General features: G+C 55.6%; 12 protein-coding genes. 11 read left to right on the forward strand and 1 reads right to left on the reverse strand.

From position 1 onward, the window contains the following. The first annotated feature begins 18 nt into the window (after positions 1-18). The 11 genes from nusA to yedF all read left to right on the forward strand — a co-directional run bounded on the left by nusA (position 19) and on the right by yedF (position 13208). Positions 19-1527 carry a transcription termination factor NusA gene (nusA, locus tag SERAS12_RS02220; RefSeq protein ID WP_004952855.1) on the forward strand — a complete coding sequence of 503 codons (1509 nt, stop codon included), beginning with the start codon at positions 19-21 and terminating at the stop codon, positions 1525-1527. 24 nt (positions 1528-1551) lie between these two features. Beyond that, on the forward strand, positions 1552-4239 hold the full coding sequence (gene infB / locus SERAS12_RS02225; protein WP_013811276.1) for a translation initiation factor IF-2: 2688 nt from the start codon (positions 1552-1554) through the stop codon (positions 4237-4239). A gap of 68 nt (positions 4240-4307) precedes the next feature. Next, positions 4308-4718 carry a 30S ribosome-binding factor RbfA gene (rbfA, locus tag SERAS12_RS02230; RefSeq protein ID WP_004952863.1) on the forward strand — a complete coding sequence of 137 codons (411 nt, stop codon included), beginning with the start codon at positions 4308-4310 and terminating at the stop codon, positions 4716-4718. Continuing rightward, positions 4718-5662 (forward strand): tRNA pseudouridine(55) synthase TruB, encoded by a 945-nt coding sequence (gene truB, locus SERAS12_RS02235; protein ID WP_013811277.1) that lies wholly within the window; start codon positions 4718-4720, stop codon positions 5660-5662. Before rbfA ends, truB begins: the two co-directional genes overlap by 1 nt. Before the next feature lie 124 nt (positions 5663-5786). Continuing rightward, positions 5787-6056, forward strand: a complete 270-nt coding sequence (rpsO, locus tag SERAS12_RS02240; protein WP_004933502.1) for a 30S ribosomal protein S15 — start codon at positions 5787-5789, stop codon at positions 6054-6056. Positions 6057-6312: 256 nt separating this feature from the next. Continuing rightward, on the forward strand, positions 6313-8436 hold the full coding sequence (pnp, locus tag SERAS12_RS02245) for a polyribonucleotide nucleotidyltransferase (protein ID WP_013811278.1): 2124 nt from the start codon (positions 6313-6315) through the stop codon (positions 8434-8436). A 128-nt stretch (positions 8437-8564) separates the two neighbouring features. Further along, the gene (nlpI, locus tag SERAS12_RS02250; RefSeq protein WP_004952871.1) at positions 8565-9449 is read left to right on the forward strand and encodes a lipoprotein NlpI; all 885 of its coding nucleotides are present in this window, start codon (positions 8565-8567) and stop codon (positions 9447-9449) included. Between the two features lie 123 nt (positions 9450-9572). Next, positions 9573-9647 carry a protein YrbN gene (gene yrbN, locus SERAS12_RS26720; protein WP_223499600.1) on the forward strand — a complete coding sequence of 25 codons (75 nt, stop codon included), beginning with the start codon at positions 9573-9575 and terminating at the stop codon, positions 9645-9647. Further along, entirely contained in the window at positions 9637-11610 is a 1974-nt protein-coding gene (locus SERAS12_RS02255) for a DEAD/DEAH family ATP-dependent RNA helicase (RefSeq protein ID WP_013811279.1), read from the forward strand. Before yrbN ends, SERAS12_RS02255 begins: the two co-directional genes overlap by 11 nt. A gap of 147 nt (positions 11611-11757) precedes the next feature. Continuing rightward, positions 11758-12972, forward strand: coding sequence for a selenium metabolism membrane protein YedE/FdhT (gene yedE / locus SERAS12_RS02260; RefSeq protein WP_013811280.1), 1215 nt, complete (start codon positions 11758-11760; stop codon positions 12970-12972). Next, a complete protein-coding gene (yedF, locus tag SERAS12_RS02265) occupies positions 12969-13208 on the forward strand; it encodes a sulfurtransferase-like selenium metabolism protein YedF (RefSeq protein ID WP_012004955.1) in 240 nt (79 codons plus the stop codon). The genes yedE and yedF overlap by 4 nt, the downstream gene beginning before the upstream one ends. Before the next feature lie 8 nt (positions 13209-13216). Here yedF and SERAS12_RS02270 read toward each other — a convergent pair whose 3' ends face one another. After that, positions 13217-14083, reverse strand: a complete 867-nt coding sequence (locus SERAS12_RS02270) for a helix-turn-helix transcriptional regulator (RefSeq protein WP_013811281.1) — start codon at positions 14081-14083, stop codon at positions 13217-13219. Positions 14084-14199 lie beyond the last annotated feature (116 nt).

Below are 14199 nucleotides of genomic sequence, written 5' to 3' on the forward strand. Positions count from 1 at the left end.
TTGGATGAGGCAACTAGGATGAATAAAGAGATTCTGGCTGTTGTTGAAGCTGTTTCCAACGAAAAATCCCTTCCGCGTGAGAAGATTTTCGAAGCGTTGGAAACCGCATTAGCCACCGCAACCAAGAAAAAATACGAGCAGGAAATTGAGGTTCGCGTCAGTATCGATCGCAAAACCGGCGATTTCGATACCTTCCGTCGTTGGGTCGCCGTAGATGAAGTGACCCAGCCAACGCGTGAAATCACGCTGGAAGCCGCTCAGTATGAAGAGCCGGGCATCGAGTTGGGCGGGTACATCGAAGATCAGATCGAATCTGTGACCTTTGACCGTATCACCACCCAAACCGCGAAACAGGTTATCGTACAAAAAGTACGTGAAGCCGAACGCGCCATGGTCGTTGACGCTTTCCGTCAGCACGAAGGTGAAATCGTCACCGGCGTGGTGAAGAAAGTAAACCGTGACAGCATTGCGCTGGACCTGGGCAGCAACGCCGAAGCGGTCATTGGCCGTGAAGACATGCTGCCGCGCGAAAACTTCCGTCCGGGCGACCGAATTCGCGGCATATTGTACGCCGTCCGTCCTGAAGCTCGTGGCGCACAGCTGTTCGTCAGCCGTTCCAGCGCAGAGATGCTGAAAGAACTGTTCCGCATCGAAGTGCCGGAAATCGGCGAAGAAGTGATTGAAATTAAAGCGGCAGCCCGTGATCCTGGCTCCCGTGCAAAAATTGCTGTGAAAACCAACGACAAACGCATCGACCCGGTCGGCGCTTGCGTAGGTATGCGCGGTGCGCGCGTTCAGGCCGTTTCGAGCGAACTCGGCGGCGAACGTATCGATATCATCCTCTGGGATGATAACCCTGCGCAGTTCGTCATCAACGCCATGGCGCCGGCAGACGTTGCCTCGATCGTGGTTGATGAAGATAATTGCACCATGGATATCGCCGTCGAAGCCAGCAACCTGGCACAGGCGATCGGCCGTAATGGCCAAAACGTGCGTTTGGCTTCCCAATTGTTAAAACAACATCGTGACGATGATCGTTGGGAACTGAACGTGATGACGGCGGACGATCTGCAGGCCAAGCACCAGGCCGAAGCTCATGCCGCCATTGATACCTTCACCAAGTATCTTGATATCGACGAAGATTTCGCCACCGTACTGGTCGAAGAAGGCTTCTCTACTCTGGAAGAGTTGGCTTACGTGCCAATCAAAGAGCTGCTGGAAATTGACGGTCTGGATGAAGATATGGTTGAAGCGTTGCGCGATCGCGCCAAAGCTGCATTGACCACGCTTGCCCTGGCCCAAGAAGAGAGCCTGGGCGACCAAAAACCTGCTGACGATTTGCTCAACCTTCCGGGGCTTGAGCGCAGCATGGCCTTTAAACTGGCCGCGCGTGGGGTTTGTACGCTGGAAGATCTTGCCGAGCAGGGTGTTGACGATCTGGCGGATATTGAAGGGCTTAGCGATGAGCAAGCCGGCGAGCTGATTATGGCCGCACGTAATATCTGTTGGTTTGGCGACAACGCGTAATAAACTGTAGCAGGAAGGAACAGCATGACGACAGATGTAACCGTAAAATCGCTGGCAGCAGAGATTCAGACTCCAGTTGATCGCCTGGTACAGCAGTTTGCTGATGCAGGGATTAACAAGTCTGAGACAGACTCTGTGACCCAGCACGAGAAAGAAGCCTTACTGGCGCACCTTAACCGTGAACACGGTAGTGCGCCGGGTAAGCTCACGTTGCAGCGCAAAACGCGCAGCACCTTGAATATTCCGAGCACCGGCGGTAAAAGTAAATCGGTGCAAATCGAAGTCCGCAAGAAACGCACTTATGTAAATCGCGATACGCCAGAAGCCCAACAGGCTGAAGCGGCAGAGCAGGCACAGCGTGAAGCGGAAGAGCAGGCACAGCGCGCAGCGGAAGAGCTGGCGAAACGCGAAGCAGAAGCAAAGCGCGCAGCCGAAGACCAAGCCAAACGTGAGGCCGCGGAGATTGCTAAGCGTAATTCAGCGGAAAAAGAAAAAGTGACCAATCAACATACCGACGAAATGACCAAGCCAGCTCAGGCAGAAAAAGCACGCCGTGAAGCCGAAGCCGCAGAACTGAAACGTAAAGCGGAAGAGGAAGTGCACCGCAAGGTTGAAGAAGACGCCAAACGCGTAGCGGAAGAAGCGCGCCGTATGGCCGAAGAGAACGGCGAGAAGTGGGCCGAAGCTGAAGCAGCAAGCGCTGCGGTTGAAACAGCCGATTACCACGTGACCACCTCTCAGCACGCCCGTGCAGCCGAAGACGAAAACGACGCCAAAGTTGAAGGCGAGCGCCGCGCCCGCACTCGTGGCGGTAAAGTGACCAAGCAGAAGAAAGGCAACAAACTTTCCGAGTCTAAAGCAGACCGTGAAGAAGCGCGCGCCGTTACCCGTGGCGGTAAAGGCAAGCGTAAGCCAAGTACTCTTCAGCAGGGCTTCAACAAGCCGGCTCAGGTGGTTAACCGTGACGTTGTGATCGGCGAAACCATCACCGTAGCCGAACTGGCTAACAAAATGGCGGTTAAAGGCTCTCAGGTCATCAAAGCGATGATGAAACTGGGTGCAATGGCCACCATTAACCAGGTCATCGACCAGGAAACCGCACAGTTGGTTGCCGAAGAGATGGGCCACAAAGTTATCCTGCGTCGTGAGAACGAGCTGGAAGAAGCGCTGATGAGCGACCGTGATACCGGTGCTGCCGCTGAGTCGCGTGCACCTGTCGTGACCATCATGGGCCACGTTGACCACGGTAAAACTTCTCTGCTGGACTACATCCGCTCCACCAAGGTGGCAGCAGGCGAGGCCGGTGGTATTACCCAGCATATCGGTGCTTACCACGTAGAAACCGACAACGGCATGATCACCTTCCTGGATACCCCAGGCCACGCAGCCTTTACCTCAATGCGTGCCCGCGGTGCTCAGGCGACAGACATCGTTGTTCTGGTTGTTGCTGCCGACGACGGCGTGATGCCGCAAACCATCGAAGCTATTCAGCATGCGAAAGCAGCGAAGGTGCCGTTGGTGGTTGCAGTGAACAAAATCGACAAGCCGGAAGCCGATCCGGACCGCGTTAAGCAGGAACTGTCCCAGTACGGCGTTATGCCGGAAGAGTGGGGCGGCGAAGCACAGTTCGTTCACGTATCTGCGAAAGCCGGTACCGGTATCGACGAACTGCTGAACGCTATCCTGTTGCAGGCCGAAGTTCTCGAACTGAAAGCCGTACGCAGCGGCATGGCCAGCGGCGTGGTTATCGAATCCTTCCTGGATAAAGGCCGTGGTCCGGTTGCTACCGTGCTGGTACAGGAAGGCACGCTGAACAAAGGCGATATCGTTCTGTGTGGCTTCGAATACGGCCGTGTACGTGCGATGCGTGACGAACTGGGTCGCGAAGTGACCTCTGCGGGTCCTTCTATTCCGGTTGAGATCCTGGGCCTGTCCAGCGTTCCTGCCGCCGGTGATGAAGCGACCGTGGTACGTGACGAGAAGAAAGCGCGTGAAGTTGCGCTGTACCGTCAAGGCAAGTTCCGCGAAGTTAAGCTGGCACGTCAGCAGAAATCTAAACTGGAAAACATGTTCGCTAACATGACCGACGGTGAAGTTTCTGAGCTGAACATCGTACTGAAATCTGACGTACAGGGTTCTTGTGAAGCGATTTGCGAATCACTGCAGAAACTCTCTACCGACGAAGTGAAAGTGAAGATTGTTGGCTCCGGCGTAGGGGGTATCACCGAAACCGACGCAACGCTGGCAGCGGCTTCCAACGCTATCATCCTGGGCTTCAACGTCCGTGCCGACGCTTCTGCGCGCCGCGTGATTGAAGCTGAAAGCCTGGATCTGCGTTACTACTCCGTCATCTATAACCTGATCGACGAAGTGAAGCAGGCGATGAGCGGTATGCTGGCGCCTGAGTACAAGCAGCAGATTATCGGTCTGGCCGCCGTGCGTGACGTGTTCAAATCTCCGAAATTTGGTGCCATCGCAGGTTGTATGGTTACCGAAGGGACGATCAAGCGTCACAACCCAATCCGCGTTCTGCGCGACAACGTGGTTATCTATGAAGGCGAGCTGGAATCCCTGCGCCGCTTCAAAGATGACGTTAACGAAGTCCGTAACGGCATGGAATGTGGTATCGGCGTTAAGAACTACAACGACGTGCGCGTCGGCGACATGATCGAAGTGTTCGAAATCATTGAGATTCAACGCACCATCGCTTAACGCTTGCACATCTGCTTAAGTCTGTTCCGGGGGGCCTTGTGCCCCCCGATTTGTCTGGAGAATCCATAATGGCAAAAGAATTCAGCCGCGGTCAGCGCGTGGCACAAGAGATGCAAAAAGAGATTGCTATCATTCTGCAGCGTGAAGTCAAAGACCCGCGTATCGGCATGGCTACCGTTTCTGGTGTAGAAGTTTCTCGTGATTTGGCCTATGCCAAGGTTTACGTCACCTTCCTGAACGTGTTGACCGAAAACGCCGATCCGGATCTGGTGCCTAAAGGCATTAAAGCTCTGGAAGACGCTTCCGGCTACATCCGCACGCTGCTGGGTAAAGCCATGCGCCTGCGTGTAGTGCCTGAGCTGACCTTCGCGTACGACAACTCACTGGTGGAAGGCATGCGCATGTCCAACCTGGTGACCAACGTTGTGAAGAATGACGCCGAACGCCGTTCTGCATCAGGCGATGACGAGGAGGCTTAATGAGTCGCCCTCGTCGCCGCGGCCGTGATATCCACGGTGTCCTGTTGCTGGACAAACCGCAGGGGCTGTCGTCCAACGACGCTCTGCAAAAAGTGAAACGCCTTTATAACGCCAATCGCGCGGGCCACACTGGCGCGCTCGATCCGCTGGCGACAGGCATGCTGCCGATTTGCCTGGGTGAGGCGACCAAGTTCTCGCAATTCCTGCTCGATTCCGATAAACGCTATCGTGTCATTGCCAAGCTGGGTCAGCGTACCGACACCTCGGATGCGGACGGCCAGATTGTGCAAGAGCGCCCGGTGAATTTCACCCAGACGCAACTCGATACGGCGCTGGACAGTTTCCGCGGCGATATCAAGCAAGTGCCGTCGATGTACTCGGCGCTGAAGTACCAGGGCAAGAAACTCTACGAGTATGCGCGCCAGGGTATCGAAGTGCCGCGTGAAGCGCGCAGCATTACGGTTTATGAACTGCAGTTTATTCGCTGGGAAGGCGATGAACTGGAGTTGGAAATTCACTGTTCGAAAGGCACCTACATCCGCACCATCACCGATGATCTCGGTGAACTGTTGGGCTGCGGCGCGCACGTGATCTATCTGCGTCGTTTGCAGGTAGCGACTTATCCGATCGAACGCATGGTCACGCTTGAGCAGTTGAACGCGTTGCTGGAGCAAGCTCAAGCGCGGGAAATCGCGCCTGGCGAGTTGCTCGATCCGTTGCTGATGCCGATGGACAGCCCGGTAGAGAACTACCCGGAAGTGAATTTGCTGCCGGTTGTTGCGGGTTACGTCAAGCAGGGGCAGCCGGTACAGGTTGCTGGCGCACCGGCCTCGGGCATGGTGCGAATGACCGAAGGTGAAGAGCGTAAATTTATCGGCGTAGGTGACATCGCCGATGACGGTCGCGTAGCGCCGCGCCGCCTGGTGGTCGAACATTTCGACTGAGGGTGGAAAAACGCACTGCCTTGCGATCGCACTGCGCTAAGAGTAGAATGGCGCAGCTTATGCATTGGGTTGCTGAATTAGAGATCGGCGCCTGTATTTATTATCTATAATCTGGAGTATGACAATGTCTCTAAGTGTTGAAGCTAAAGCTCAAATCGTAGCTGATTTTGGTCGTGGTACTAACGACAGCGGTTCTACCGAAGTTCAGGTTGCCCTGTTGACTGCGCAGATCAACCATCTGCAAGGCCACTTCTCAGAACACAAAAAAGATCACCACAGCCGTCGTGGTCTGCTGCGTATGGTTTCTCAGCGTCGTAAGCTGCTGGATTACCTGAAGCGTAAAGATGTAGCACGTTACACCAGCCTGATCGAGCGTCTGGGTCTGCGTCGCTAATCTAGCAAGTTTCAGCGGAAAGGGGCCTATTTTGGCCCCTTTCTTCTAGGAAGCATAAGCAAATCAGGTTAATGTATTACTGATGTTTCCAAACAGGTTCTTCCGTTACAGAGGTTCGCGCGGCTAATGAGAGGCTTTGTCTCAGGCTTGAGATAAGGATTGTCATTAGTCGCGAGGATGTAGTGAGAAGGCAAATCGAGTCACTGGCGTGTCGAGTCGTCAATACGATTGCGCGCCGTTAATCAAGGATATAATTTTGCTGACACCGATCATTCGCAAATTCCAGTATGGCCAGCATACCGTCACCATCGAGACCGGTATGATGGCTCGTCAGGCCACCGCCGCCGTTATGGTGAGCATGGATGACACCGCAGTATTCGTTACCGTAGTTGGCCAGAAAAAAGCCAAGCCAGGCCAAAGCTTCTTCCCACTGACCGTTAACTATCAGGAGCGTACTTACGCTGCTGGTCGTATCCCGGGCAGCTTCTTCCGTCGTGAAGGCCGTCCGAGCGAAGGCGAAACCCTGACCTCACGCCTGATTGACCGTCCGATCCGTCCACTGTTCCCGGACAGCTTCCTGAATGAAGTTCAAGTGATCGCGACCGTAGTTTCCGTTAACCCGCAGGTAAACCCGGACATCGTTGCGATGATCGGCGCTTCTGCTGCCCTGAGCCTGTCCGGTATTCCGTTCAATGGCCCAATCGGCTCTGCACGCGTGGGTTACATCAACAATCAGTACGTGCTGAACCCAACGACCGACGAGCTGAAAGAAAGCAGCCTGGACTTGGTCGTTGCCGGTACCGCTGGCGCAGTGCTGATGGTTGAATCCGAAGCTGACGTTCTGAGCGAAGATCAGATGCTGGGCGCGGTGGTGTTTGGCCACGAGCAACAGCAGATTGTTATCGAAAACATCAACTCCCTGGTTGCCGAAGCCGGCAAGCCTAAGTGGGACTGGCAGGCACCTGCAGTCAACGAAGCGCTGCACGCGCGCGTTGCAGAACTGGCAGAAAGCCGTCTGGGCGACGCTTATCACATCACCGAGAAACAAGAGCGTTACGCTCAGGTAGATGCGATCAAGAGCAGCGTAGTTGAAGCCCTGCTGGCACAGGACGAAACCCTGGACGCGTCTGAAATTCAGGACATCCTGGGCAGCGTTGAGAAAAACGTTGTACGTAGCCGCGTGCTGCGTGGCGAGCCGCGTATCGACGGCCGTGAAAAAGACATGATCCGTGGTCTGGACGTGCGCACCGGCGTGCTGCCGCGTACCCACGGTTCCGCACTGTTCACCCGTGGCGAGACTCAGGCTCTGGTTACTGCAACGCTGGGCACCGCCCGTGACGCGCAAAACCTGGATGAGCTGATGGGTGAGAAAACCGACAGCTTCCTGTTCCACTACAACTTCCCTCCGTACTCCGTAGGTGAGACCGGTATGGTGGGTTCGCCTAAACGTCGTGAAATTGGTCACGGTCGCCTGGCGAAACGCGGTGTATTGGCTATGATGCCTAAACCAGAAGATTTCCCGTACACGGTGCGTGTGGTTTCTGAAATCACCGAATCCAACGGTTCTTCTTCAATGGCTTCTGTCTGTGGTGCCTCTCTGGCGCTGATGGACGCAGGCGTGCCAATCAAGGCAGCCGTTGCGGGTATCGCAATGGGCCTGGTTAAAGAACAAGATAACTTTGTCGTTCTGTCCGACATTCTGGGTGACGAAGATCACCTGGGCGACATGGACTTCAAAGTAGCCGGTAGCCGTGACGGTATTACCGCGCTGCAGATGGACATTAAAATTGAAGGCATCACCCGCGAAATCATGCAGGTGGCACTGAACCAGGCCAAGGGCGCGCGTCTGCACATCCTGGGCGTGATGGAACAGGCTATCAGCACCCCGCGTGGCGATATCTCTCAGTTCGCACCACGTATCCACACTATCCGAATCAACCCGGACAAGATCAAAGACGTGATCGGTAAAGGCGGCTCTGTCATCCGTGCGCTGACCGAAGAGACCGGCACTACCATCGAAATCGAAGATGATGGTACGGTTAAAATTGCTGCTACCGACGGTGAGAAAGCCAAGTTCGCTATCCGCCGCATCGAAGAGATCACCGCAGAGATCGAAGTGGGCCGTATTTACCAAGGTAAAGTGACTCGTATCGTTGATTTCGGCGCATTCGTGGCGATCGGTGGCGGTAAAGAAGGTCTGGTGCACATCTCTCAAATCGCTGACAAGCGCGTTGAGAAAGTGACCGACTATCTGCAGATGGGTCAGGAAGTACCGGTTAAGGTACTGGAAGTTGACCGTCAGGGCCGTGTGCGTCTGAGCATCAAAGAAGCTACAGCGCCAGAAGCAGGTTCATCTGCACCTGCGCCTGAAGCAGAATAACTGTATAGATAGATTTACAGCTCCCAGCCATGGGGTTGGGAGCTGTTCGTATCGCGCGGGTAGGATGCCTGCGTATTAGCAAACGGATGACAGGATGTTCATCCAATGTTTGTCTTCGGGAGTGGGAAATGAAGCCTTTCTTGCGCTGGTGTTACGTTGCGACAGCACTCATGCTGGCAGGATGCAGCAACCATGATTGGCGTAAAGACGAAGTTTTGGCGATCCCGTTGCAGCCAACGCTGCAGCAGGAAGTGATCCTGGCGCGCATGGAACAAATACTTGCCAGCCGGGCACTGACGGACGATGAGCGTGCGCAGCTTTTATATGAGCGCGGTGTGCTGTATGATAGCCTCGGGCTACGTGCACTGGCGCGCAATGATTTCTCGCAAGCGCTGGCGATACGTCCTGATATGCCGGAAGTTTTCAACTACCTGGGCATTTACTTAACGCAGGCAGGCAATTTTGATGCTGCCTATGAAGCGTTTGATTCTGTACTAGAGCTTGATCCAACTTACAATTACGCGCGTTTAAACCGGGGCATCGCACTGTATTATGGCGGCCGCTTCCCGTTGGCGCAGGATGATCTGCAGGCGTTTTATCAAGACGACCCAAACGATCCCTTCCGTTCGTTGTGGCTGTATCTTGTGGAAAGAGAAATCGATCCCAAGAAGGCTGACGTAGCGCTCCAGCAGCGTTATGACAAAGCGAACCGAGGGCAATGGGGATGGAATATTGTCGAATTCTACCTGGGCAACATCAGTGAAAAAACGCTGATGGAAAAGCTCAAGGCAGATGCAACGGATAACACTTCGCTCGCTGAGCATCTCAGTGAAACTGACTTCTATTTGGGTAAACACTACCTGAGTCTGGGGGACAAGGACACCGCTTCGGCGCTGTTCAAACTGACGGTTGCTAACAACGTTCATAATTTCGTTGAGCACCGCTATGCATTGTTGGAATTGGCGCTGTTGGGCCAAGAACAAGACGACCTATCGGAATCGGACCAGCAATAGCTGACGAACAACTATCAGCCTGATATACATTGGTTTTTTTGCCAAAGTTATCGCCTTAACGGGCGAGGGCTTCTTTGTTCGTTTTATAATCTAATTTGAGCCGGTTCACACTTTTCAATGAAAATGACTGAAAATTTTCTCGACGAGTTATGTAGACTGGCCGCCATTATTAATGAGGCACGTGTACATGACTACTGAGCTTGAAACCTCTTTTGCTGACCTGGGGCTGTCTGCTCCTATCATTTCTGCCCTGACCGATCTGGGCTACGAAAAACCGTCACCGATCCAGGCTGAGTGTATTCCTCACCTGTTGAACGGCCGTGATGTGCTGGGCATGGCACAGACCGGTAGCGGTAAAACTGCAGCGTTCTCGCTGCCACTGCTGCACAACCTTGACGCTTCCCTGAAGGCACCACAGATTCTGGTGCTGGCGCCGACCCGCGAACTGGCGGTTCAGGTTGCTGAAGCGATGACTGATTTCTCTAAACATATGACTGGCGTTAACGTTGTTGCCCTGTACGGCGGCCAACGTTACGACGTGCAGCTGCGCGCCTTGCGTCAGGGCCCACAAATCGTAGTGGGTACCCCAGGCCGTCTGCTGGACCACCTGAAACGCGGCACGCTGAACCTCTCTAACCTGAGCGGTCTGGTGCTGGATGAAGCCGACGAAATGCTGCGCATGGGCTTTATCGAAGACGTAGAAACCATCATGGCGGAGATCCCGGCTGAACATCAGACCGCGCTGTTCTCTGCAACCATGCCGGAAGCGATCCGTCGCATTACCCGTCGCTTCATGAAAGATCCGCAGGAAGTGCGCATTCAGTCCAGCATCACTACCCGTCCGGACATCAGCCAGAGCTACTGGACTGCGCAAGGCATGCGCAAGAACGAAGCGCTGGTGCGTTTCCTGGAAGCTGAAGACTTTGATGCGGCGATCATCTTCGTGCGTACCAAAAACGCGACCCTGGAAGTGGCTGAAGCGCTGGAGCGCAGCGGTTACAGCAGCGCCGCACTGAACGGCGACATGAACCAGGCACTGCGTGAGCAGACCCTGGAGCGTCTGAAAGACGGTCGTCTGGATATCCTGATCGCTACCGACGTTGCCGCTCGTGGTCTGGACGTTGAGCGTATCAGCCTGGTTGTGAACTACGACATCCCTATGGATTCCGAGTCTTACGTTCACCGTATCGGCCGTACCGGTCGTGCTGGTCGCGCCGGCCGCGCGCTGCTGTTCGTGGAAAACCGCGAACGCCGCCTGCTGCGCAACATCGAACGCACCATGAAGCTGACCATTCCAGAAGTTGAACTGCCGAATGCAGAGCTGCTGGGTGAGCGTCGTCTGGCCAAGTTCGCCGCTAAAGTACAGCAACAGCTGGAAAGCAGCGATCTGGACATGTACCGCGCACTGCTGGCTAAACTGCAGCCGGAAGAAGAGCTGGAAATGGAAACCCTGGCCGCAGCACTGCTGAAAATGGCGCAGGGCGAACGTCCTCTGATTCTGCCACCGGATCCGGTGTTCAAACCGCGTCAACGTCGTGAGTTCAACGACCGTGACGAGCGTGGCTCTGATCGTGGCAACGACCGTCGCCGTGAAGCGCGTCCAGACAGCCGTGACGGTGGTGCTGAGCGTCCACGTCGCGAACGTCGTGACGTTGGCGAAATGCAGCTGTACCGCATTGAAGTGGGCCGTGATGACGGCGTGGAAGTTCGTCATATCGTTGGCGCGATCGCTAACGAAGGTGATATCAGCAGCCGTTACATCGGTAACATCAAGCTGTTTGCCGGCCATTCCACCATCGAACTGCCAAAAGGCATGCCGGGCGAGATCCTGTCTCACTTCACCCGTACCCGCATCCTGAACAAGCCGATGAACATGCAATTGCTGGGCGATGCACAGCCGCATGAACGTCGTGAGCGTCGCGAAGGCGGTGCTCCAGGTGCAGGTGGCGAGCGTCGTGGCGGTGCTCGTCCGTTCAACGGTGAACGCCGTGAAGGTGCCGGCGCCGGTGCTCCGCGTCGTTCTTTCAGTGAGCGTCGCGAAGGCGGTGCTCCTGCTGCAACTGGCGAACGTCGTGGCAACGCCAGCCGTGACGGTCAACGCGCACCGCGTCGTGATGATGCCGCTCCGGCTGCACCACGTCGCCGTTTCGGTGATGCATAACGTCTGATTTAACCGTTCGCGGTTAGTCACACTGAAAAACCAGCCTTCGGGCTGGTTTTTTTATGCCTGAAATTTGCCGTTAAGCGCGGTTAAATGACGTATCCTTTATAAGGTTTTTTCTTATGGATACTACGCACAGGAGATGCCATGAGTTGGCAGCAATTTAAATCTCAATATCTGGTGCGCTTTTGGGCGCCACTGCCGGCGGTGATTGCCGCCGGGATACTCTCGACTTACTACTTCGGCATGACCGGCACCTTCTGGGCGGTAACCGGCGAATTTACCCGCTGGGGCGGCCATCTGTTGCAGGCGTTCGGTCTGCATCCTGAGCAATGGGGTTACTTTAAGGTTATTGGCCTTGAGGGCACGCCGCTGCAACGCATCGACGGCCGGATGATCATCGGTATGTTCGCCGGCTGTATCGCCGCCGCGCTGTGGGCCAACAACATCAAGCTACGCCGGCCACAGCACCGTATCCGCATTGTGCAGGCGTTGTTGGGCGGCATTATCGCCGGCTTTGGCGCGCGGTTGGCGATGGGGTGTAACCTGGCGGCATTCTTTACCGGCATTCCGCAGTTCTCGCTGCACGCCTGGTTCTTCGCGCTGGCGACCGCAGCCGGTTCTTACTTTGGCGCCAAATTTACCCTGCTACCGCTGTTTCGTATTCCGATAAAACTGCAAAAAGTGCAGGCTGCCGCGCCGCTGACGCAAAAACCAGAGCAGGCGCGCCGCCGTTTCCGCCTGGGAATGGTGATTTTTTGCCTGTCGATCGCCTGGTCGCTATGGACGCTGTTTGATGCGCCGAAGCTGGGTATCGCCATGCTGTTCGGCATCGGCTTTGGTCTGTTGATTGAACGCGCGCAGATCTGCTTCACCTCGGCGTTCCGCGATCTGTGGATCACCGGCCGCACCCACATGGCGAAAGCAATCATTATCGGCATGGCGGTCAGTGCCATCGGTATTTTCAGTTACGTGCAGCTCGGCGTTGCGCCTAAAATCATGTGGGCCGGCCCCAATGCGGTGATTGGCGGGCTACTGTTCGGTTTCGGCATCGTACTGGCCGGCGGCTGCGAGACCGGCTGGATGTACCGCGCGGTGGAAGGTCAGGTGCATTATTGGTGGGTCGGGCTGGGCAATATCATCGGCGCCACGCTGCTGGCTTACTACTGGGACGATTTGGCCCCGGCGCTGGCTACCGACTACGACAAGGTCAACCTGCTGGACACCTTCGGGCCGATCGGCGGCCTGCTGGTCACTTACCTGCTGCTGGCGCTGGCGTTTGCCGCGATGCTGTGGTGGGAGAAACGTTTTTTCCGTGCCAAACCCGACGCACAGGTGGTTAATTTAAGGAGAGTGTCATGAAACAGACGGCGATAGTACCGGATTACCGGCTGGACATGCTCGGCGAGCCTTGCCCCTACCCGGCGGTGGCGACACTGGAAGCCATGCCGCAGCTGAAACCGGGAGAAATTCTTGAGGTAATCAGCGATTGCCCGCAGTCGATCAATAACATCCCGCTCGACGCGCGCAACCACGGTTACAAGGTGCTGGATATCCAGCAGGACGGCCCGACCATCCGCTACCTTATCCAACGCTGACACCAAGGTTACTCTGCGCCGCCGGTCAACTGATGCAGGCGGCGTTCACTCTGCTCATCTGCCGGTACGTACACCAACATCCGGTCGCCGTTGCGCGGCGCCGACCACCAGTTATTCTGCCGCAGGCTCATCACCCCCACTAAAGGATGGCGAAAGCGTTTGACGTTGTTGTCGATGCTGCGCACCTCATGCCGTTCCCAGAGGGTGCGGAAATCCTCAGAGACCGCCAGATAGCGCGCCAGTTGCGCCTCCCAGATCGGTTCGCCCAAATGCTCCGCCATCTGCGCGCGAAACAGCGCCACCATTTTCGGCATCACTTCATCCCAGTCCAATTGGCTGGCACGCCAGTGTTCGTGGGTGAACGCCAAATAGATACAGTTGCGATCTTCCGGTGGCAGTTCGGCAAGTTCGACGCCCATCAGCAGACAATAGGCCCGGTTGAAACCCAGGATATCGAAGCGTGCGTTGGAAATGATTGCTGGCAGCGGGTCGAGTTGGTCAAGGATTTTTTGCCCGTATGCCGACAACGGCTCGCAGCCGTCGCGTTGCGTAGACGCCGGCAAGCTTTGTCCCGCCAGCCTGAACAGGTGGTGAGTTTCCGCTTCGTTGCATTGCAGTGCATTGGCGATCGCGGTCAGCGTTTTTGGCGAGGCTTGAATCGGCCGCCCCTGTTCCAACCAGGTGTACCAGGTGATGCCAACGTCGGCCAACTGCGCGACTTCTTCGCGGCGCAGGCCGGGCGTGCGACGTTGACGCATACGCGCAAGCCCCAGCCGGTTGGGATCGAGGCTCTCGCGGCGTGTGCGTAGAAAAGCGCCCAACAGCTTGCGGTTGTCGGCGTGAACACCAGAGGCAGTGCGGGTAGTTACGGGCATGAATAATTTACTCCTGCAACAAGACCGGTAGTTTTTATACCATGATAATCAAGCACTGGTACCCGTTTGCTTTAAGGGTGATGCTAATCACATTCTTGGGGTAACACAATGGATGA

Origin of the sequence: Serratia sp. AS12, assembly GCF_000214195.1 — a bacterium.
GTDB lineage: Bacteria > Pseudomonadota > Gammaproteobacteria > Enterobacterales > Enterobacteriaceae > Serratia > Serratia plymuthica.

Bases quoted from the DNA above. Each gene is read 5' to 3' on its own strand.
- nusA (WP_004952855.1), top strand. From the start codon at position 19: ATGAATAAAGAGATTCTGGCTGTTGTTGAAGCTGTTTCCAACGAAAAA.
- infB (WP_013811276.1), top strand. From the start codon at position 1,552: ATGACGACAGATGTAACCGTAAAATCGCTGGCAGCAGAGATTCAGACT.
- rbfA (WP_004952863.1), top strand. From the start codon at position 4,308: ATGGCAAAAGAATTCAGCCGCGGTCAGCGCGTGGCACAAGAGATGCAA.
- truB (WP_013811277.1), top strand. From the start codon at position 4,718: ATGAGTCGCCCTCGTCGCCGCGGCCGTGATATCCACGGTGTCCTGTTG.
- rpsO (WP_004933502.1), top strand. From the start codon at position 5,787: ATGTCTCTAAGTGTTGAAGCTAAAGCTCAAATCGTAGCTGATTTTGGT.
- nlpI (WP_004952871.1), top strand. From the start codon at position 8,565: ATGAAGCCTTTCTTGCGCTGGTGTTACGTTGCGACAGCACTCATGCTG.
- SERAS12_RS02255 (WP_013811279.1), top strand. From the start codon at position 9,637: ATGACTACTGAGCTTGAAACCTCTTTTGCTGACCTGGGGCTGTCTGCT.
- yedE (WP_013811280.1), top strand. From the start codon at position 11,758: ATGAGTTGGCAGCAATTTAAATCTCAATATCTGGTGCGCTTTTGGGCG.
- yedF (WP_012004955.1), top strand. From the start codon at position 12,969: ATGAAACAGACGGCGATAGTACCGGATTACCGGCTGGACATGCTCGGC.
- SERAS12_RS02270 (WP_013811281.1), bottom strand. From the start codon at position 14,083: ATGCCCGTAACTACCCGCACTGCCTCTGGTGTTCACGCCGACAACCGC.